Source organism: Burkholderia sp. AU45274, from assembly GCF_030482505.1.
Classification (GTDB): Bacteria; Pseudomonadota; Gammaproteobacteria; order Burkholderiales; family Burkholderiaceae; genus Burkholderia.
The window spans coordinates 1,706,305-1,725,068 of sequence record NZ_JAUJQE010000001.1 but is presented as its reverse complement, the minus strand read 5'-3'; the positions used below and the strand labels follow the sequence as shown (position 1 = coordinate 1,725,068).

The window sequence follows — 18,764 nt, the reverse complement described above, 5'->3', positions numbered from 1 at the left end:
GAGCCGACCGGCCACGCGCGGAAAAGATAACTTTACCGCAAAATGGTCGTTATTCAGCGTGGCGAAAGGTGCGTTTGTGTGAAAGGTGTGTCACGACGTTACCACCGCCGCCCACATTCGGATGCATTAACGCCTGACAGGAAACAATGACGACAACCTATCCGCTGCATGATGCCCTGACCCGCATAGACACACCATTCCCGCACGAAGCCGACGTCGTGATCGCCGGCGCCGGCATCATGGGCTGCGCAGCCGCGTATTACCTGGGCCTGCGCGGCCTGAAGGCCGTCGTGCTCGACAAGTCGCGCATCGCCGGACAGCAGTCGACCCGTGCATGGGGCTTCGTGCGGCAGCAGGGGCGCGAAGCGGCCGAGGTGCCGCTGATGATGGCCGGCATCAAGATCTGGGAGGGGTTAGAGGAAACCCTCGGTTTCGATCTCGAATGGCGGCAGGGCGGCTGTCTTTATATTGCGGACAACGAAACGGACTGGACGTCATTCAACGCGTGGCTCGCCGTCGCGCGCGACCACGGGCTCGATACACGCACGCTGACGCGCGCGCAGATCGACGAGTGCGTCAGCGGCCTTTCGCCGCAGGCGCGCACGCTCGGCGGGCTGTACACCGCGACCGACGGGCAGGCCGAGCCGCGTCGCGCGGCCGCCGCATTCGCCGCGCGTGCCGCGGAGGCGGGCGCGCGCTTCTTCGAAGGCTGCGGCGTGACTGCGATCGAGACGGCCGGCGGTGCGGTGGTCGGTGTCGTGACCGAGCGCGGCACGATCCGCACGCGGCGCGTGATCTGCGCGGCCGGTGCGACCAGCTTCCGGCTGCTCGATGGCGTCGGCATCCGGCTCCCGCAACAGGCCGTGCGCGGTACCTGCATGCGCACCAACGTGGTGCCGCCGGTGTCGGCGTCGACGGTGTGGGGCCACGGCCTCGGTATCCGGCAGCGCAAGAACGGCGCGATCAATCTTGCCGACGACATGCAGGTCGACGTCGACCTGACGCTCGGCCACCTGCGTGGGTTGAGCCTGTTCTGGCCGGAGTTCTGGTCGCAGCGCGACAAATTCCGGCTGCACGTGAACGGGGCCGCGTGGCGCGACGTGCTGGCCCGCATCAACGGGGCGACCGGGCCGATCGAACCGCGCGATCCGCAGCCGCAGCCGAATCGCGCGCATGCGCCGCGCGCGCTCGCGAAGCTCAAGGCGATCTTTCCCGCGCTGAAGGACGCGCAGATCGTCGAGGCCTGGGCCGGCCTGATCGACGTGCTGCCCGACGGCATTCCGGTGATCGATGCGCCGGGCACGCCGTCCGGGCTTGCGATCGCGACGGGGTTCTGCGGCCACGGTTTCGCGATGGGGCCGATCGTCGGGCGGCTGCTGGCCGAATGGATCGACACGGGTGCGCCGTCGCTCGACCTGTCGGCGTTTCGTGCGCAGCGCTTCGTCGACGGCACGATGGTGCGGCCGCGCAGCATGCTGTAACGGACGCATCGACGCGATGACGTCGGCCGGCCGCGGCCGACCCATCGTAGAATCGAGCCCGCATCCTTCAGGAGATTCCCCGTTGGCTTCGCCCTCCGCCCAGCGCCGCTCGTTGCGCTCACGCCTGCGTCGCGCCCGCAACCCGTGGCAGGCGCCGCGTGCGCGCACACTGTTCACGCGTCCCGCGACGTCGCCGCGGCGCACGCTGCTGTTCCGGATCGGCGCGGTCGTGCTGCTGTGCACGCTCGCGTTCCTCGTGCTGTATCTCGATCGCGACGGGTTGCGCGATTCGACCAAGAGCACGCCGATGACCGTCGCCGATCTCGTGTACTTCACGATGGTCACGGTCGCGACGGTCGGCTATGGCGACATCGTGCCCGTCACCGCGCGGGCGCGTCTGATCGATGCGTTCTTCATCGTGCCGATCCGCATCGTCATCTGGTTCATTTTCCTGGGCACGGCGTATCAGTTCGTGATCCAGCGCGTCATCGAGGAATTCCGCATGAAACGCCTGCAGAAGCAATTGTCCGATCACATCGTCGTATGCGGTTATGGCCTGTCCGGCTCGATCGCGGTGCGCGAACTGCTCGAGAGCGGCGTCGATCCGGCGACGCTCATCGTGATCGACTCGCAGCAGCAGGCGATCGAGGCCGCGACGTCGCTCGGCGTGGCGGGATTGCTCGGCGATCCCGCGCATGAGGATCTGCTGCAGCAGGCACAGGTGCGCGAAGCGAAGGCCGTGATCATTTCGGTGACCGATGATCCGACCGCGATCCTGCTCACGTTGTCGGTGCGCAGTATCGCGCCCGATACGAAGATCGTCGTGCGGATCCAGGAGAACCTGTATCAGCGGCAACTGCGGCAGGCGGGCGCCGACGTGATCGTGTCGTCGACGAAGATCGGCGCGCTGCTGCTCGCGGATGCCGTGCATAGCCGCTATATCGTGCCGTTCGTGAACGACATGCTATCGACGCGCGGCCGCGCGACGCTGCTCGAGCGCGAGGCGATGCCGCAGGAAGTCGGCTGCATGACGAACGTCGTGCCGGGCGCGATCGTCGTCGGGCTCGATCGATGCGGGAAGATTTTTTCGTTCTATGAAGACCCGCCGTGCCGGATCGAGAAAGGGGACACGCTGGTCGTGATTCAGTCGGCGCGGATTCCGGATCCGGATGTTTGACGGCTCGTATGGCAACATGGCCGACCGGTTGCCGCTGATGCAGGGAGGCGGCGCCGGTCCGGCGCACGCGAGGGATCGGCCCGCGCGAACGGGCCGCGAAATCAGAATTAAACGGGGCAATGAAAAGAATGATCGAGAGAGAAAGCGGGGCGACAAGGAACCCGCATGACGCAGATGGGCCGCACGCGTTTTCGAAGGGGCGCATGAGCCGGTCGGTTCGACGCGCCGTCAAGGTGAGCACAGGGCTCGCGGTGCTGGTCGCCATGACCGCCTGCGACCAGGTCGGCATCGCGGTACCCGACGACATCAAGCCTGCTGTCGACACGTACAAGCTTTCCGGCATGTCCGTTTCCGACATGACGAAGCCCGACATCCGGCGGGCGCTGGTTCAACTGAGCCGGGAGGCTTGCAATCGGGACGCGATGGGCCGAATGGCCGCGCAGATCGACGCGCTCGGCTACCGTCGCGAAAGCGCGTCCGCGCTGATCGGGTTCGTCGATCGATGCGGGCGCGCGGACGGTTTCCTGAGTGCTGCCGCGAACGACCTGATGGCCGTGAGCGATTTCAAGGGCGCCGTGGAGGTTTCCGACCGGCTGATCGCAAACAACCCGTCGGAACCGCAGTATTACTTCGATCGCGGGCGCGCAAACGAAGGCTGGCAGCGCGACGATGCGGCATTGTCGGACTACATGCAGGCGCTGGCTTTGTCGACGAACCTGGCGACAGTCACCAGCAACCTGTTCATCCGGATCGCCGACCTGCATGCGAAGGCTGGCCGCTACTGCGATTCGGTCAGTGCGATCCGGATGTGGGTGTCGGCCGATCCGGAGCGTGCGGACAACACGCAGGCGAAGGGGATGATCGCGCAGTACGCGTCGCATGCGAGTTGCCCGTCGACGTATGCGGCCGGACAGGAGAGTTTTGCCAGGCAATCGGGCAATACGATTCGCGTGAAGGCGAAGGTCAACGGCATCGAGGGTGTGTTCATCGTCGACACGGGCGCGAGCTATGTTTCGCTAAGCGAAGCGTTTGCCCGGCGCGCGCAGGTTCCGACGGAGCAAGCCAAGCGGATTCGTCTGCAGACAGCCAATGGTGCCCGTGACGGACTGCTGGCCCAGGCCCGCGCGGTCAAGGTCGGTGCGGTCGAAGCGTCGGACGTGCCGGTATCGGTCGATGCGGGCGGCAAGTCGCCATACGGCGACGGCATCGACGGCTTGCTCGGCCAGTCTTTCCTGTCCCGTTTCGAGGTGTCGTTCACGCCGACGCGTTGGTCGATCAGCCAGCGCTCCTGACCGGACCGTGGCGTGAGTGGACCTCCTGCGTGAAGACTGGGCGGGCATCCGCAAGATCGGCCTGGAAGGGCCGGTTGCCTATTCGCCTGCCGACATCGCGGCGATCTTTGCGCTCATGCTGGATCGACCGGTGCGGCCGGTGGCGCTCGAACCTTCGGCGTGGGCTGGCGTACTCGCGATGAATCCGTTCTCGAGCGTGGCGATCAACGGATTCATCGAATTGAATCGCGGGCTGAACAGTGGCCACATCGACTTCGGGAGCGACGAGACCGTCGAGCTTCGGCAAGGGCGTGTGGCCTTCTAACAGGTCGCCAAGGAGATCCTGCGGGCATGACGTTGCACGTCCGCAGGCGGCGTGTCGCCGCGGCATCGCGGCGTTCGTAAACGGTGGTGCTGCGGCAGGCCCCGGATACGAGCGCCATCACTTGCGTCGAGTGCCCGCAACGGCCCGCACGGCGTCATGCGCGATCCGACTCCGTCGCGGCGCCGGTCATTTCCCGGTCGCCCGCCGCCTTTTCGTTCAACGCACCGGTTCGGCCGTGGTCAGCAGGCTGCGCAGGAACACCATGATCATGTGCCCGATCGGCACCTCGGACAGGATCGACTGCTGCAGCGACAGGCCTTGCGAGAGCCCCATGAACGCAACGGCCAGGACGGCCGGCGGTTCGGGCGGCACCTTCTTCAGCCGCGCGAAAATCTGTTCGATGCAATGGGCAAGGCCATCGCGATGGGCGTCCAGCAACGCCTGCGACGCGACGGCAAAAGCGGGGTTGCGCCGCCCCTGAAGCTTGAACTCGACGCCCAGCACCGACCACTCGGGCTCGGCATCGACGGTCCGCGACCAGACCTCCAGCGCATTCAGAATGTCCTCCCCGGACGCGGCGGGGTCGCTCAGCACCCGGGCGATGTCGGCCACTTGCGTCTGCGAGCGCTCGCGCATCAGCTCGACGAACAATTCCTCCTTGCTCGCGAAATTCGAATAGAACGCGCCTTGCGTATAGCCGGCCTCGGCCGCGATATCCCTGAGCGATGTACCGCCGAACCCGCGGTCGACGAACAGCCGTTTCGCCGCGGCGAGCAAATGGGCACGGGTCTGCTGTCGGCTTTCTTCGCGGCTCAGCCGCGGGGGAGGGGGAACCATGTTCATGGCCGGCAGGATATCAGTTGATATTTAAGATAGATACCATTACGATCGCATTTCAGATATCACTCGATATTTGAAATGCCGGGTGCGATTGTGTCGCCGAACGTCTGCAGCGGGGGCCCCGGGCGGGCGATCGGGTCGACGCGGGGGGCGCACGGTGTGCCGGTGCGTGGCGGCGTGTCGTTGGTGTCGTATCGCGTGCTTCGATGCGCCGACGCGCGCTGCTTGCCAATCGAGTGAATGTGGCCGTCACGGGACGTCGTGAAACAGTCAGTTAGTCATGCGAATCATGCCGGTTCGCATGCAGATGCAGATGCGGGGCAGGAAGCAGAAGATGAACGCGAGCAAGACCTATGCACAGCTCGTCGTCGAGCTGGCCGAACTGGACGAGGAAATCGAGCGCGCACGCGCGCGCGAACGCGTCGATGCGATCGCGGCGGTTCACTCGCTGATGGACACGTATGCGATCAAGCATCGCGACCTGGTCGGCCGCAACGGCAGCCGGGGCTCGTACATCCTGAAAGCGCTGCCGGCGCGCTATCGTGATCCGGTGAGCGGAAAGGAGTGGAGCGGGCGCGGCAATGCGCCGCTCTGGATCAGGGGCAAGGATCGTCGTCAGTTCGTCATCGTCAAGCCGCCGTCGACCGGCAAGAAAACCAAAACCAGATGACGGACGGCGTCGGGCTACGGCGACAGCGGCTTCGCCGGTGCCTGACTGGACGGCGTGAGCACCATGAGCAGCGTCACGTCTTCCGGCGACGGCGCCACGTACGCATGCGGCCGCTGCGACGAGAAGCGCGCGTGCTCACCGGCGCGCAACCGCGTCGGCTCGCCGTGCTCGACGTGCAACTCGCGTTCGCCCGACAGCACGTGACGTCGTCCGCAATCATGACGCGGGTGACGTCTCGCGATTCGGGCCGGACGGGATCGGGTGTCGCGTGCGTTTCGTTCAGCCCCGGCCGACGAACGGCATCGCCGTCGCCATGATCGTCATGTTCAGGATGTTCGTGTCGAGCGGCAGGTTCGCCATCTGGACGATCGCGTTCGCGACATGCGTGACGTCCATGCGCGCCTCGGGCGCGAGGCTGCCGTCGGCCTGCGGGACGCCTTGCGTCATTCGGTCCGTGAGCGACGTCGCCGCGTTGCCGATGTCGATCTGGCCGCACGCGATGTTGTACCGGCGGCCGTCGAGCGCCAGCGATTTGGTGATCCCGGTCACCGCATGCTTGGTGGCCGTGTACGCGATCGTGTCGGGGCGCGGCGCATGGGCCGAGATCGAGCCGTTGTTGATGATCCGGCCGCCCTGCGGCGTCTGCGTTTTCATCAGGCGCCACGCGGCCCGCGCGCACAGGAAGACACCGGTCAGGTTGGTCGCGACGACGCTGTTCCACACGTCGAATTCGTATTCGTCGAGGGAAACCGGCGGCGCGTTGCGGCCGGCGTTGTTGAACAGCACGTCGAGCCGGCCGAACTGCTGCGCGATCCGGGCGAACGCGTGGTCGACCGAGGCTTCGTCGGTGACGTCCGCAGGAAACACGGGCGCGTCACCGCCGGCGGTGCGGATCGCGTCCTGCGTGTCGCGCAACGATGCCTCGGTGCGTCCGAGCAGCGCGACGGTGAAACCGGCCTGGGCGAGCGCGATGGCCGCCGCGCGACCGATGCCGGAGCCGGCGCCGGTGACGGCTGCGAATTTCTTCGAAACAGACATGGCTTGATTTCCTGCAGGTTGAAAGAGGGGCGAGGTGGCCGACGACCGGAATCGTCGCCACTTCGGCAATGTAGTCGAAATGTGCGGCGCACATGTTCGAGCGACATCGTCAGGCACACGCGATGGCGTGATGACCTTGGCTACTTCTTGCGGCCAGGTATGGCCTTCCGCGCCCGCGTGCCTGACTCCGCAAACAGATCGACCACCACGTCGCGCAGCCACTTGTTCCCTTCGTCCTGATTGACCCGCGTATGCCAGAGCATGTGAATCGGCGCGCCCGGCACCGTGACGGGCAACGCGCGCCAGCCGAGCGAGAACGGTGCGGCAAGCTGCTGCGCGAGATGTTCGGGCACCGTCGCGATCAGGTCGGTGCGCTGCAGGATGTAGCCGACGCTCATGAAGTGCGGCACCGTGAGCCGCACCTGGCGCGCCACGCGGCGGCGCTTCAGCCATTCGTCCACCTGCCCGTGACCGGTGCCGGCCGACACCACGACCAGGTGCTCGGCATTGCGCCATGCGTCGACCGTCAGCGGCGCATCCTCGAGCGGATGGCCGCGCCGAAAGAGGCACACATAACGCTGATCGAACAGCCGGCGCTGATAGAAGCCGCCCTTGAGCTGCGGCAGCAGGCCGATCGCGAGATCGACGCGGCCGTCGGCCATTTCGTCGCCGAGATTGACGCTCGTGTCGCGCACGGTATTGAGCGCGATGCCCGGCGCCGCTTGCGACAGGTGTTCGAGCAGCGCGGGCAGGAACACGACTTCGCCGATGTCGGTCATGCCGATCGTCAGCGTGCGCGTGGCGCGCTGCGGATCGAAACCGGTCTCGGGGTTGAGCGCGGCGTGCAGCGTCGCGAGCGCGTGCGATACGGGTTCCGCGAGGCGCAGCGCGAACGGCGTCGGCACCACGCCGCCGGGCCCGCGCACGAACAGCGGATCGCCGAGCCGGCGGCGCAGCTTCGCGAGTGCATTGCTCACGCCCGGCTGGCTCATGTTCATCTGCTCGGCGACGCTCGACACGCGCCGTTCCTGCATCAGCCGCTGGAAAAGCAGCAGCAGGTTGAGGTCGATATCGCTCAGTTCCATGGGTTGGGCCTCGCCGGAATCATTGCATTCAGTGATGAAGCAGATTCCGGTCATTTTATTGCGGGATGAAAGTCCGCTCCCGAGAATACCGATACGGCCCATGCAATCGACATGACCGCTGCGCACGCCGCAGACCCCCCATCGGAACATCGGAGACACCTTCATCATGCAGACGAACCTGAAGATTGCGATCGTCGGCGCCGGGATCGGCGGCCTGACGCTCGCACTTGCCTTGCGCGAGCACGGCATCGACGTGCAGCTCTACGAACAGACGGAGGTGTTGCGCGAAGTCGGCGCGGCCGTCGCGCTGTCGGCCAATGCGACGCGCTTCTACGAACGGATGGGATTGCGGGCGGCCTTCGATGCGGTGTGCGCGGACATCCCGGGGCTCGTCTATCGCGACGGCCGCAGCGGCGCGGTGATCGGCCATCATCGCGGCGACCCCGACTATCGCCGGCAGTTCGGCGGCGCGTACTGGGGCGTGCATCGTGCGGATCTTCAGGCGCTGCTGTCGAAGGCGGTCGGCCTCGACGCCATCCATCTCGGCCATCGGCTGACCGATCTCGCGCAGCATCCCGATCGCGTCACGCTGTCGTTCGACAACGGTGTGCGCGTCGACGCCGATCTCGTGATCGGTGCGGACGGCGCGCGCTCGATCACGCGGCGCTGGATGCTCGGCTACGACGATGCGCTGTATTCGGGGTGTTCGGGGTTTCGCGGCGTGGTGCCGGCCGCGCGGCTGAGCCTGTTGCCCGATCCCGAAACGCTGCAGTACTGGATCGGGCCGCACGGGCACCTGCTGCACTATCCGATCGGCGACGACGGCGACCAGAATTTCCTGCTGGTCGAGCGCCATCCGTCACCGTGGCCGTCGCGCGACTGGGTGATGCCGTCGGAAGAGGGCGAGCAACTGCGTGTGTTCAGGGACTGGCATCCGGCGGTGGTGCAGATGATCACCGCCGTGCCGATCAGCCAGCGCTGGGGGTTGTTCCACCGGCCGCCGCTCGGCCGCTGGAGCCGCGGGCGCGTGACGCTGATCGGCGACGCCGCGCATGCGCTGGTGCCGCATCACGGGCAGGGCGCGAACCAGTCGATCGAGGATGCGGTGGTGCTGGCCGAGCAACTGGCCAAGGCCGGGCCAGGCAACTGGCGCGAAGCACAGGAAGCGTATGAGCGGCTGCGTCGCGGTCGCACGCGCAAGGTGCAGTACGCGTCGATCTCCGTGGCCGATGTGTTGCACCTGCCCGACGGGCCGGCCGCGCAGGCGCGCAATGCGCGTCTGGCCGAGCGCGACTGCGTGCTGCATCACCTGGACTGGATTCACGATTTCGATGCGCTGGCGAGGGAGCCAAGCGAGCGGCAGGGCGGCACTTGGCTTTGAGTCTGCCATCTGGAATCTGGATCAGGGGGCGCGGCGGCAAGCGCAACGAGTGCGCCTTCAGGCGCGACAGGCTCGCCGGGATTGCATGCGCCGGGCATGACGTGGGTCGACGGCCTATGGCCCGCCGATCACCCGCCGGCCTGACGAAAACGGGCGGGGCAACGCCCGCCCGCCGTCACTTCACGCATTCGAGCGCGTACTTCAACCCCTGCCCGAGCAGCCCGCGCCATACATCCCACGTGTGCCCGCCGTCGACGATGCGCAGCTCGGCCGGGTTCTGCGCGCGGCGCAGCTGCGTGTACAGCACGCTCGATTCGGCCTGGATGGTCAGGTCGTCGTCGCCGACCGCGATGAACATCGGGATTCGCCAGCTGCGCGCGAAATAGCCGCGCATCAGCGCCGGGTAGTTGAGCTCGTGCCACACGCGCGGGTCGAACTGCCGGTCGCCGAACACGCCGACGTAGCGCGCGGCGGAATTGAGCGGCGGCTCGTTCGCGTAGATTGCGGGGCTCAGCAGCATCGCGCCGCAGAACAGCCCGGGTTCGAGCAGCGAGAAGCGCAGCGCGCCGAAGCCGCCCATCGACACGCCGCCGATCGCGCGGCCCGCTCGCTGGTTCGACACCGCGAAGTGCGCTTCGACCTCGGGCAGCAGGTCGTTGAGGAACGCGCTCTGCATCTTCTCCTTGCGGTCGACGTACCAGTCGGTGCCGCCCTGCGGCATCACGATCACGACCGGCGGGATCTCGCGGCGCTCGATCAGCGTGTCGGCGGTGGCCTGCAGCCGGCCCTGCGTGACCCAGTCGTTCGCGTTGCCGGCGTTGCCGTGCAGCAGGTACATCACCGGGTAGCGCGCGCCTTCCGGGTTGTAGCCGGGCGGCAGGTAGACCGTGTACGACCAGTCGCGCTTCAGCGACGCCGACCGGAACGTGCGCAGCACGACGCTGCTGCCCGGATTGAGCGCGGGCTCCTGGGTGGCCGACGGGGTCGTCGCGGTCTGGACGGCCGGCGGCGGCGCGGGCGCTGCCGCCGGCGCGGGCGGCGTGGCGCGGGCGGTGGCGATGGAGCCGGCGATCAGGGCGGGGGCGAACGCAAGGGCGAGTCGGCGCATGTCGAATCGTTTCAGGAGAGGCGCCGGCTATCGTAGCAGCGGCGCATGACGGCGCGGCGCGTCATCGCCGCGAACGGAACGGCAGCCGCGCGACGAGCGGCCCGTAGAGTTTGGCGACGAGATACAGCAGGCCCATTGCGACGACGTCGGCAATCAGGCCGAGCTTCACGTCGAGATAGCCTTCGGTCGCCTGGTAGAGCACCGAATCGACCGCGAGCGAGATGGCGGTGCCCGCGACGAAGCACAGCAGCCCCTGCCGGCCGATCGTGCCGATCCACGGCATCGCGTGCGCAACCTTCTTCATCCAGCCGAGGTGGACCAGCTTGGCCGCGAGCCATGCGATCGCGAGGAAGTTCGCGAGCCGCAGCGCGCCGAGGTTCTGCTTGATCGACGGATCGGTCGGGAACGGCTCGATGCGCAGCCGGTAGTACGCGCCGGCCGCGACGATCGCGAGCGCCGCGGCCGTCAGCAGCCAGCCCTGCGGCTTCGGCGCGAGCGTCTGGTAGACGGGCTGGCAGCGCGCGATCACGCCGAGCACGAACAGGAACTGCCATGCGAACGGATTGAAGTCCCACGGCGCGCCTTCGACAGTCGGCAAAAAGCGCGCGGCGTGCGGCGCGGCGTACCACAGCGACCCGCTGAACGCGAGCAGCAGCCACGGCTGCGTGCGCGCGAGCGGCAGCGTGAGCGGGACGAGCAGCGCGAAGAACGCATACATCGGCAGCACTGACGCGAGGTACGGCTGGCGGCGGAACAGCAGGATGTCGCGCAGCGCGGCGAGCGGCTTGTGGAGCAGGCCGTCGAGATCGTTGGTCGGCATGTTCGGGCCGTCGATCGCGAACGCGTTCAGCGCGGCCGTGATCAGCAGCATCAGACCGGCCGTCACGAGGAACGCGCGGTAGATCTCGAACGCGCGCCGGATGAAGCGCTGGCGCGCGGCGGCTTCGTCGTGCCGTTCGGCGAGCGAGTTGTACGCGATCGCGGTGGCGAAGCCGCCGAGGAACACGAAGACCTCGGCCGCGTCGCACAGCGCGTAAGCGTGCAGCGTCACGCGCGACAGGATGCTGCCGCCGATATGGTCGACGACGATGACGAGCAGCACGAGGCCGCGGAAGAAATCGAGCTCGGCGTAGCGGCCGGCCCGGGCCGGTGCGGTCATCGGACCGCCTCCCGGCGCGCGCCGCGGGCGCGGCCGGCACGCGCCGCGCATGAATCGGGGGGAAGCATGACTTCGTGAAGAAATGACGAACGGATGCGCATTGTGCCACCGATGCGGCGCACATCGGGTTTACGCGGATGGTCGGCCGTCGTGCCGCTGCCGATAAGCCGGGGCAGGCAGTCTGCGCAACGGGGCAGTTGGACGAGCGCAACGGTTTGCGCAGGGTTCAGCTACCCCGATGGACGGACGGTTTGCGACGTGACACCATTTTGACCTCACGCGGCCGCACACCGCGTCGTCCGCCCTGCGGGCCACACCTAAAACAGACCAAACATTCGCCGGGCGCTCGACCCTGCCCGGCCCCCGGCTCCGGAGATCCGTCATGAAGAAGCACGTCATTTTTGCCGCCGCGCTAGCCGCTTTCGCCGCGCCGGTCTTCGCCCAGAACAGCGTGACGCTGTACGGTGTGATCGACGAAGGCTTCAATTACACGAACAACGTGAACGTCAATGGGGTCGGAAAAACGAATTACCAGCTGGCGAGCGGCTATGCGCAGGGCAGCCGCTGGGGCCTGAAGGGCAGCGAGGATCTCGGCGGCGGGCTGAAGGCGATCTTCACGCTGGAAAACGGTTTTGACGTGAACAACGGCCGGCTCGGCCAGGGCGGCCGCATGTTCGGCCGCCAGGCGTTCGTCGGGCTGAGCGCGCCGCGCTTCGGCACGCTGACCCTCGGCCGTCAGTACGATTCCGTCGTCGACTATCTCGCGCCGCTCACCGCCAACGGCAACTGGGGCGGCACGCTGTTCTCGCACCCGTTCGACAACGACAACACGGACAACTCGTTCCGCGTCAACAACACGGTCAAGTATGCGAGCGCCGACTGGAACGGCCTGACGTTCGGCGGCACGTACAGCTTCAGCAACAGCACCGGCTTCTCGAACAACCGTCAGTACAGCCTCGGCGCGCAGTATTCGCTGGCGGGGCTGCAGGTCGCGGCTGCGTACCTGCAGGCGAACAACCCGGGCATCGGCAGCGCGGGCGCGATCTCGGCCGACGATGCGAACTTCGTCGCCGACCGCCTGCGGATCTTCGGCGGCGGCGTCAATTACACGTTCGGCCCGGCCACGGTCGGCTTCGTCTACACGAAGACGGACGTGAAGAATCCGGTGTCGACCGTCTACCTGCCGGCGTCGACGTTCGCCGGCCTCGGGCTGACCGCGACGAAGTTCCAGAACTTCGAGATCAACGGCAAGTACCAGCTCACGCCCGATTTCTATCTCGGCGCGCAGTATGTGTACACGGACGGCAAGTACGATGCCGCGGCCGGGACGTTCAAGCCGAAATACCACACGGTCGGCCTGATGGCCGACTACAGCCTGTCGAAGCGCACCGACGTGTACCTGCAGGGCGCGTGGCAGAAGGTGGGCGGCGACAAGACCGGCACGGCGGCCGACGGCGGCTACGTGGTCGGGACGGACGGCCCGTCGGCGTCGTCGAACCAGTTCGCGGTGCGCGCGGCGATCCGCCACAAGTTCTAAAGTTCTGACCGGGCGGCGCCGGGGCGGGTGCGCCGGCGCCTGCCGTCAATCCGCCCGGGGCGTGGCGCCGAGCGTTTCCGCAAGCCAGTCGACGAAGATCCGCACGCGCGGCGCGAGATGCCGGCCGGTCGGAAACACCACCGACACGGGCAGCGGCTCGGCATTCCATTCCGGCAGCACCTCGACCAGCGAGCCGTCGGCGAGCAGCGGCCCGAGCCCTTCGCGCGGCGCCTGGATCAGCCCGAGGCCCGCCAGACAGCACGCGAGATACGCCTGCGAGCTGTTGACCGACACGACGCTGCGCATCTTGACCGCGTGCAGCCGGCCCGAATCCATATCCGCATATTCCCAGTCCAGCTCGCGGCCCGTGCGGCTCGAGAAATAGCCGACCGCGACGTGGTCCGGCAGCTCGTCCGGCGAGCGCGGCGTGCCGTGCCGCTCGAGATACGCGGGCGCCGCGCAATTGATCTGCGCCAGTTCGCCGATGCGCCGTGCGACGAGCGACGTATCGGACATCGCGCCGACCCGCACCGCGCAGTCGATGCCGTCGGCGACGAGGTCGACGAAGCGGTCGGTCGTGCCGATCACGACGCGCAGGTCGGGGTAGCGCGCGTGGAAACCCGGCAGCGCCGGAATCACCTGGTTCAGCGCGAAGCGTTCGGGCAGGTCGACGCGGATCGCGCCGCGCGGCGTCGTGCCGGCGTCCTCGAACAGCGTCTCCGCATCGTCCAGATCGGCCAGCAGCCGCATGCAGCGCTCGTAATAGGTCGCGCCTTCGGCCGTCAGCGCGACGCGCCGCGTCGTGCGCTGCAGCAGGCGGACCTTCAGATGCTTTTCCAGGTACTGGACGGCGTTGCTGACCGTCGGGCGCGGCAGTTGCAACTGCTCGGCCGCTTTCGTGAAGCTGCCGAGATGGGCGACGCGCGCGAAGATGCGCATTGCTTGCAGATGATCCATGCGGGGCGGGTGCGTGGGTGGAGGGGGAGCAGGCTCCATTGTTAATCAGCGTCGAATGGTTTGGTTGAGTGTTTCGCGTTTATCGCGCGCCGCGATGCGCCCAGAATCCGGCCTGTTCATTCATCACTCGAGGAAACGGATATGGAAACGCGTGAACTGGGCCGTACCGGCCCGCGGGTGTCGGCAATTGCGCTCGGCTGCATGGGGATGTCGGACTTCTACGGGCCCGCCGACCGCGACGAAAGCATCGCGACGCTGCACGCGGCGCTCGACCACGGCATCACGATGCTCGACACCGGCGATTTCTACGGGATGGGCGACAACGAGATGCTGATCCGCGACGCGCTGCGCGGCCGGGCCCGCGACCAGGTGCTGATCAGCGTGAAATTCGGTGCACTGCGCGATCCGGCCGGCGGGTTTGCCGGCTACGACGCGCGGCCGGTGGCGATCCGCAACTTCGTCGCGTACTCGCTGAAACGGCTCGGCACCGACTACATCGACATCTACCGGCCGGCGCGGGTCGATCCGGCCGTGCCGATCGAGGAGACGATCGGTGCGATCGCCGATCTCGTGAAGGCCGGGTACGTGCGCCATATCGGCCTGTCGGAAGCCGGCGTCGACACGATCCGCCGCGCGGCGGCCGTCGCGCCGATCTCCGACCTGCAGATCGAGTATTCGCTGCTGTCGCGTGGCATCGAGGCCGGGATCTTGCCCGCGTGTCGAGAACTCGGGATCGGTGTCACGGCCTACGGCGTGCTGTCGCGCGGGCTGCTGGGCGGGCGCTGGAGCACGGCGCGGGAAGGCGAGCGCGATTTCCGCGCGGCGAGCCCGCGCTTCCAGGGCGAGAACCTCGCGCACAACCTCGCGCTCGTCGATGCGCTGCGCGCCATCGCCGACGAGAAGGGCAGCAATCCGGCGCAGGTCGCGATCGCGTGGGCGCTGTCGCGCGGCGACGATATCGTGCCGCTGATCGGCGCGCGCAAGCGCACACAACTTCAGGATGCGTTGCAGGCGATTGAAATGCAACTAACGGTCAATGACATCGCTCGCATCGAAGCGGCGGTTCCCGCCGGGGCGGCTGCCGGTGAGCGTTATCCGGCCGCACAGATGGCGCACCTCGACAGCGAGCAAGGCCGGGGGGCATCTCACGGGGACTGATCGGCGCGGATCGGCAATGGTTTCGGTGCAGGCTCCGTATTCGGCTCGAATCTGAGGGCTGGGGCTGGGGCTGGGGCTGGGGCTGGGGCTGGGGCTGAGGCTGAGGCTGAGGCTGAGGCTGAGGCTGGGGCTGAGGCCGGGCCGGCAACCCCGATTGCAGTGCATGGCTGGCCTGGCCTGACTTGACGCCGGTGGCGCATGTTTCGCCGACGCTGCGGCGCGCCAGCCCATCGGCACAATCGCGCCGCCGCCCCATCCGGCAAGCCCTAGCCAGCCTCAGGCAAAACCAGATGGCGAGCGGCGCGATCGGGGTTCACCATCGGCGCCGTACTCAACCGGACGGAATGCCTTTCATGCAAGTTCATACGCTAACGATCATCGCGGTGGTTTTCCTGCTGGCCGGCGCGGTCAAAGGGATGATCGGGCTTGGGCTGCCGACGATCGCGATGGGGCTGCTGACGCTCGCGATGCCGCCGTCGGCCGCCGCGAGCCTGCTGCTCGTGCCGTCGTTCGTCACCAACGTGTGGCAGCTGTGGCTCGGCCCGTCGTTCGGGCCGCTGCTGTGCCGGCTTTGGCCGCTGCTCGCCGGCCTGACGATCGGCACGCTGACGGGCGGGCTGCCCGCGCTCGCGGCCGGCAGCACCTGGACGCATGCGGCGCTCGGCGTGGTGCTGATCCTCTACGGGCTGTGGGGGCTGGCCGCCGCGCGGTTGCCCGCGCCGGGCCGCCATGAAAAATGGCTGTCGGCCGGGGTCGGCTACCTCACGGGTGTCGTGACGGCCGCGACCGGCGTGTTCGTCGTGCCGGCCGTGCCGTACCTGCAGGCGCTGCGGCTGTCGAAAGACGACCTGATCCAGGCGCTCGGGCTGTCGTTCACCGCATCGACGATCGTGCTCGGCCTGCAGTTGCGCGTGACGGGCGCGCTGGAGACGGTCGATCTCGGCGTGTCGGCGCTCGCGCTCGTACCGGCGCTGGCGGGCATGGCCGGCGGGCAATATGCTCGGCGTGTGATGAGCGAGAAGGCGTTCAAGCGCTGCTTCTTCGTCGGGCTGATCGCGCTCGGCGCCTATATGGCGGCTTCGGGGTGGCTGTAAGCGGGCATCGCTGACGAGCGCGATGCCCGCTGTCCGCTGTCGGTGACGCGCCCGAAGCCGGTTTCGACAACAGCGGGCTTCAGGCGCGTTCACCGGACGTGGGTCACCTCGCTCAGGCCGGGTCGGCGTACTTCAGCGTCCAACCGAACGTGCGGGTCGCGCCCGCGCCGAGGGCAAACGGCTTCGTCGTGCAGGCGAAGTTCGAATGCAGCTGGCCGACCGGCGTCGTCGACAGCGGATTCGTCGTGCCGTTCGCCGTGTCGAAGGCCGACAGCGCGCAGGTGTCGAACCCGGACGCCGCATAGCCGGTCGCGGCGCTGTTCGCGTAGGTCACCGACACGCCGTCGCCGTTCGCCTGCGTCGACGCGAAATCCGCGAACGACGTGAAGTCCGTCTCGACCGACAGGTTGCCGGTGAGCGAGCCCGTGCTCAGCGTGTCGCTGCGGGCGACCGACCCATGCGCGAACGTCAGCACCGTATGCACCTGCAGGTCGAGATCCGTCGTGTACGCCGCATTCTTCGACGCGAGCCGGAACTTCGCGGTATCGAACGACACGATCACCTGGCCGTTGCCTTGCTGAACGTTCAGGTTCTTGTAGTACGTGACGGGAATGTAGGTCTTCCCGTTGTACGACACCTGCGGCACCAGCAGCGCGTAGCCGAGATCGGTCGTGCCGTAGATCAGCTTGTCCGAGAACGGTACCGGGTAGTACGGCGTGTAGGAGTTGTAGTCGGGCGCCTGGCTGAGGTTCAGGTTGATCACGCGCCGGCCGTCGCGCACGGTGACGAGCGCCGCACTGTACGGATGCGCGGCGTCACCCGGCTGGTTGTACCAGGTGAGCGTGTAGTGCGGCAGCGCATCGAGCCACGCGTTGTAGTCCGTGTCGGCCATCGGCGCCTTGCCGCCGAAGCCGAGCTTGTTCCACCACGCGTTCACGTACAGGTACTGGTGCAGCAGGCTGAAGTTCTCACCCATCACGCGCGGCTTGCCGCGATACGCGTCCGTGCCGCGGCCCTTGACCCACATGTTCACCGAAGGTGTGGGCAGCGACGGGTCGTACCAGTATGTGTCGAAACGCTGCGCGGCCTGATAGATGAACTTGTATGCAACCTGCTTCTCCTGGTCGGTCAGCACGCCGGCGTTGGCCGCGGCCGTCAACACCTCCATGAACGCCGAATCGCCGTACGGGCCGATCGAGCGGCCGTAGTTGAAGCCCTGGCCGTTCGCGTTCAGCTGCGGCAGGATCAGGTCGACCGACTTGCGCAGATAGCCCTTCAACTCGGGCGTGAGGTTCGCCTCGTTGCCCATCTCGAACGTGCGCTCGGTCACTTCGCCGATCAGCAGCGTGCTGTAGCGGTCGAAGCGCGCCTGGTCGTAGTAGGTCGTGTGCGTGTTCGACGCTTCGTCCGAGAACCCGCCCGACGAGTCGTTGCGGATATGGTTCGTGAGCGTGTACAGCAGCGCGTCGCGCGCGCCCATCGTCGCGACCGACGGATCGGTCTTCGATGCAAACGACGGGCTGCTCCAGCCGAGCTTCTGGCGCAGCCCGGCGATGCCGTAGGACACCGCATAGTAGTTCTGCGCGGTGTTGAGCGAGGCGATGTCGATCGGCGTGCCGGCCGCGGGGCACGTATCGGTCTTGCCGCTCGCATCGGGGCCGAACATGTCGCAGAAGGTGAGCCGCCGCTGCAGGGTCGCGAGCATCGCGTCGCTGAAGACTTCGTTGAGCATCCCGTGCGCCTTCAGGTTGTTCAGCGCGACGAGGTAGTAGTACTCGCCCCAGGACGTATTCGCATACGTGTAGTTGCTGCCCGACTGCGCCATCATCGCGGTCGTGATCGTCTGGTACGTCGCGAGGTAGCTGGCGTACTGCGGATCGTTCTTCGACTTCATGTCGATCAGGATGTACGACAGGCCGAGCGCGAGCTTGCCCGGCAGGAATTTGTCGCCGGTGTTCGTGTCGAGCACGTGGACCGGCGTGCCGTCGCCGAGATCCATCACGACCTGCGTGAAGTCGGGCGATTTCCGGATCAGGTCGAACAGTGCGCGCATCTGGCCCATCATCGTGACCGGAATGTTCGCGCCGGCCGGCACGCTGGTGTCGGGCGCGCCGTAGACGAGCGCCTGCAGCGAGTTCGACGCGAGCGTCGGTGTCGTGGACGGGGGCGGCGAAGATGACGACGGTGGCGGCGTGTCGGTCACGTCGTTGCCGCCGCAGGCGCTGACGAACAGGACGGAAAGGGCGCTGAGCGCGGCGCCGAGCGCGAATCTGCTGCGCGGATGCATTGTGTCTCCAGTTTTGAATAGTGATGAAGCACGGGCGGGTGTGGCCGTTGCCGCGCTCGATGCCCGTACCCGGCCGCCGTCTTGCAACCCTGATCCCTGAAGACGGACGGCCTGAATCACTTGTCGAGCGGGCAAGCGTTCTCCCTGCACGGGCCGTGACGGGCGTCGTGCGAAGATATTGGAAAACGTTTTCCAA

General features: G+C 67.1%; 17 protein-coding genes. 9 read left to right on the top strand and 8 right to left on the bottom strand.

The window, feature by feature from the left end; genetic code table 11:
* The first annotated feature begins 146 nt into the window (after nucleotides 1–146).
* The 4 genes from QZM35_RS07645 (at nucleotide 147) to QZM35_RS07630 (ending at nucleotide 4,254) form a co-directional block, all read left to right on the top strand.
* Nucleotides 147–1,481 carry an FAD-binding oxidoreductase gene (locus QZM35_RS07645; RefSeq protein ID WP_301775719.1) on the top strand — a complete coding sequence of 445 codons (1,335 nt, stop codon included), beginning with the start codon at nucleotides 147–149 and terminating at the stop codon, nucleotides 1,479–1,481.
* Nucleotides 1,482–1,563: 82 nt separating this feature from the next.
* Nucleotides 1,564–2,658: a TrkA family potassium uptake protein gene (locus tag QZM35_RS07640; protein WP_069251854.1), complete on the top strand. Its 1,095-nt coding sequence runs from the start codon at nucleotides 1,564–1,566 to the stop codon at nucleotides 2,656–2,658.
* Nucleotides 2,659–2,861: 203 nt separating this feature from the next.
* On the top strand, nucleotides 2,862–3,950 hold the full coding sequence (locus tag QZM35_RS07635; RefSeq protein ID WP_301775718.1) for a retroviral-like aspartic protease family protein: 1,089 nt from the start codon (nucleotides 2,862–2,864) through the stop codon (nucleotides 3,948–3,950).
* Nucleotides 3,951–3,966: 16 nt separating this feature from the next.
* Nucleotides 3,967–4,254 carry a hypothetical protein gene (locus QZM35_RS07630; RefSeq protein WP_301775717.1) on the top strand — a complete coding sequence of 96 codons (288 nt, stop codon included), beginning with the start codon at nucleotides 3,967–3,969 and terminating at the stop codon, nucleotides 4,252–4,254.
* A gap of 216 nt (nucleotides 4,255–4,470) precedes the next feature.
* Here QZM35_RS07630 and QZM35_RS07625 read toward each other — a convergent pair whose 3' ends face one another.
* Nucleotides 4,471–5,031, bottom strand: a complete 561-nt coding sequence (locus QZM35_RS07625) for a TetR/AcrR family transcriptional regulator (RefSeq protein ID WP_301775716.1) — start codon at nucleotides 5,029–5,031, stop codon at nucleotides 4,471–4,473.
* Nucleotides 5,032–5,428: 397 nt separating this feature from the next.
* On the opposite strand from QZM35_RS07625, the gene QZM35_RS07620 reads away from it, so the two are divergent.
* A complete protein-coding gene (locus QZM35_RS07620) occupies nucleotides 5,429–5,764 on the top strand; it encodes an H-NS histone family protein (RefSeq protein WP_301775715.1) in 336 nt (111 codons plus the stop codon).
* Between the two features lie 14 nt (nucleotides 5,765–5,778).
* Here the strand turns inward: QZM35_RS07620 and QZM35_RS07615 are convergent, their stop codons facing one another.
* The 3 genes from QZM35_RS07615 to QZM35_RS07605 all read right to left on the bottom strand — a co-directional run bounded on the left by QZM35_RS07615 (nucleotide 5,779) and on the right by QZM35_RS07605 (nucleotide 7,887).
* A complete protein-coding gene (locus QZM35_RS07615) occupies nucleotides 5,779–6,006 on the bottom strand; it encodes a cupin domain-containing protein (RefSeq protein ID WP_301775822.1) in 228 nt (75 codons plus the stop codon).
* Nucleotides 6,007–6,043: 37 nt separating this feature from the next.
* A complete protein-coding gene (locus QZM35_RS07610) occupies nucleotides 6,044–6,802 on the bottom strand; it encodes an SDR family oxidoreductase (RefSeq protein WP_301775714.1) in 759 nt (252 codons plus the stop codon).
* Between the two features lie 140 nt (nucleotides 6,803–6,942).
* Nucleotides 6,943–7,887 carry a LysR family transcriptional regulator gene (locus QZM35_RS07605; RefSeq protein WP_301775713.1) on the bottom strand — a complete coding sequence of 315 codons (945 nt, stop codon included), beginning with the start codon at nucleotides 7,885–7,887 and terminating at the stop codon, nucleotides 6,943–6,945.
* Nucleotides 7,888–8,053: 166 nt separating this feature from the next.
* Here QZM35_RS07605 and QZM35_RS07600 point away from each other — a divergent pair, with 166 nt between their 5' ends.
* Complete coding sequence (locus QZM35_RS07600) at nucleotides 8,054–9,268, top strand: FAD-dependent monooxygenase (protein WP_301775712.1); 1,215 nt, start codon at nucleotides 8,054–8,056, stop codon at nucleotides 9,266–9,268.
* A 175-nt stretch (nucleotides 9,269–9,443) separates the two neighbouring features.
* Here the strand turns inward: QZM35_RS07600 and QZM35_RS07595 are convergent, their stop codons facing one another.
* Nucleotides 9,444–10,376: an esterase family protein gene (locus tag QZM35_RS07595; protein ID WP_089432876.1), complete on the bottom strand. Its 933-nt coding sequence runs from the start codon at nucleotides 10,374–10,376 to the stop codon at nucleotides 9,444–9,446.
* Nucleotides 10,377–10,437: 61 nt separating this feature from the next.
* The gene (locus QZM35_RS07590) at nucleotides 10,438–11,535 is read right to left on the bottom strand and encodes an OpgC domain-containing protein (protein ID WP_089429073.1); all 1,098 of its coding nucleotides are present in this window, start codon (nucleotides 11,533–11,535) and stop codon (nucleotides 10,438–10,440) included.
* Nucleotides 11,536–11,917: 382 nt separating this feature from the next.
* On the opposite strand from QZM35_RS07590, the gene QZM35_RS07585 reads away from it, so the two are divergent.
* Nucleotides 11,918–13,072, top strand: a complete 1,155-nt coding sequence (locus QZM35_RS07585) for a porin (RefSeq protein WP_089427217.1) — start codon at nucleotides 11,918–11,920, stop codon at nucleotides 13,070–13,072.
* A gap of 45 nt (nucleotides 13,073–13,117) precedes the next feature.
* Here the strand turns inward: QZM35_RS07585 and QZM35_RS07580 are convergent, their stop codons facing one another.
* On the bottom strand, nucleotides 13,118–14,029 hold the full coding sequence (locus QZM35_RS07580) for a LysR family transcriptional regulator (RefSeq protein WP_089427218.1): 912 nt from the start codon (nucleotides 14,027–14,029) through the stop codon (nucleotides 13,118–13,120).
* A 141-nt stretch (nucleotides 14,030–14,170) separates the two neighbouring features.
* Here QZM35_RS07580 and QZM35_RS07575 point away from each other — a divergent pair, with 141 nt between their 5' ends.
* Both QZM35_RS07575 and QZM35_RS07570 read left to right on the top strand, forming a co-directional pair.
* Entirely contained in the window at nucleotides 14,171–15,187 is a 1,017-nt protein-coding gene (locus QZM35_RS07575; RefSeq protein WP_301775711.1) for an aldo/keto reductase, read from the top strand.
* Between the two features lie 353 nt (nucleotides 15,188–15,540).
* Nucleotides 15,541–16,281 (top strand): sulfite exporter TauE/SafE family protein, encoded by a 741-nt coding sequence (locus QZM35_RS07570; RefSeq protein ID WP_174972364.1) that lies wholly within the window; start codon nucleotides 15,541–15,543, stop codon nucleotides 16,279–16,281.
* A 112-nt stretch (nucleotides 16,282–16,393) separates the two neighbouring features.
* Here the strand turns inward: QZM35_RS07570 and QZM35_RS07565 are convergent, their stop codons facing one another.
* Nucleotides 16,394–18,568 carry a hypothetical protein gene (locus QZM35_RS07565; protein WP_174972366.1) on the bottom strand — a complete coding sequence of 725 codons (2,175 nt, stop codon included), beginning with the start codon at nucleotides 18,566–18,568 and terminating at the stop codon, nucleotides 16,394–16,396.
* Nucleotides 18,569–18,764 lie beyond the last annotated feature (196 nt).

Coding starts and splice junctions, on each gene's coding strand:
- QZM35_RS07645 (WP_301775719.1), top strand. CDS start 147: ATGACGACAACCTATCCGCTGCATGATGCCCTGACCCGCATAGACACA.
- QZM35_RS07635 (WP_301775718.1), top strand. CDS start 2,862: ATGAGCCGGTCGGTTCGACGCGCCGTCAAGGTGAGCACAGGGCTCGCG.
- QZM35_RS07620 (WP_301775715.1), top strand. CDS start 5,429: ATGAACGCGAGCAAGACCTATGCACAGCTCGTCGTCGAGCTGGCCGAA.
- QZM35_RS07610 (WP_301775714.1), bottom strand. CDS start 6,802: ATGTCTGTTTCGAAGAAATTCGCAGCCGTCACCGGCGCCGGCTCCGGC.
- QZM35_RS07605 (WP_301775713.1), bottom strand. CDS start 7,887: ATGGAACTGAGCGATATCGACCTCAACCTGCTGCTGCTTTTCCAGCGG.
- QZM35_RS07600 (WP_301775712.1), top strand. CDS start 8,054: ATGCAGACGAACCTGAAGATTGCGATCGTCGGCGCCGGGATCGGCGGC.
- QZM35_RS07595 (WP_089432876.1), bottom strand. CDS start 10,376: ATGCGCCGACTCGCCCTTGCGTTCGCCCCCGCCCTGATCGCCGGCTCC.
- QZM35_RS07590 (WP_089429073.1), bottom strand. CDS start 11,535: ATGACCGCACCGGCCCGGGCCGGCCGCTACGCCGAGCTCGATTTCTTC.
- QZM35_RS07585 (WP_089427217.1), top strand. CDS start 11,918: ATGAAGAAGCACGTCATTTTTGCCGCCGCGCTAGCCGCTTTCGCCGCG.
- QZM35_RS07580 (WP_089427218.1), bottom strand. CDS start 14,029: ATGGATCATCTGCAAGCAATGCGCATCTTCGCGCGCGTCGCCCATCTC.
- QZM35_RS07575 (WP_301775711.1), top strand. CDS start 14,171: ATGGAAACGCGTGAACTGGGCCGTACCGGCCCGCGGGTGTCGGCAATT.
- QZM35_RS07570 (WP_174972364.1), top strand. CDS start 15,541: ATGCAAGTTCATACGCTAACGATCATCGCGGTGGTTTTCCTGCTGGCC.
- QZM35_RS07565 (WP_174972366.1), bottom strand. CDS start 18,568: ATGCATCCGCGCAGCAGATTCGCGCTCGGCGCCGCGCTCAGCGCCCTT.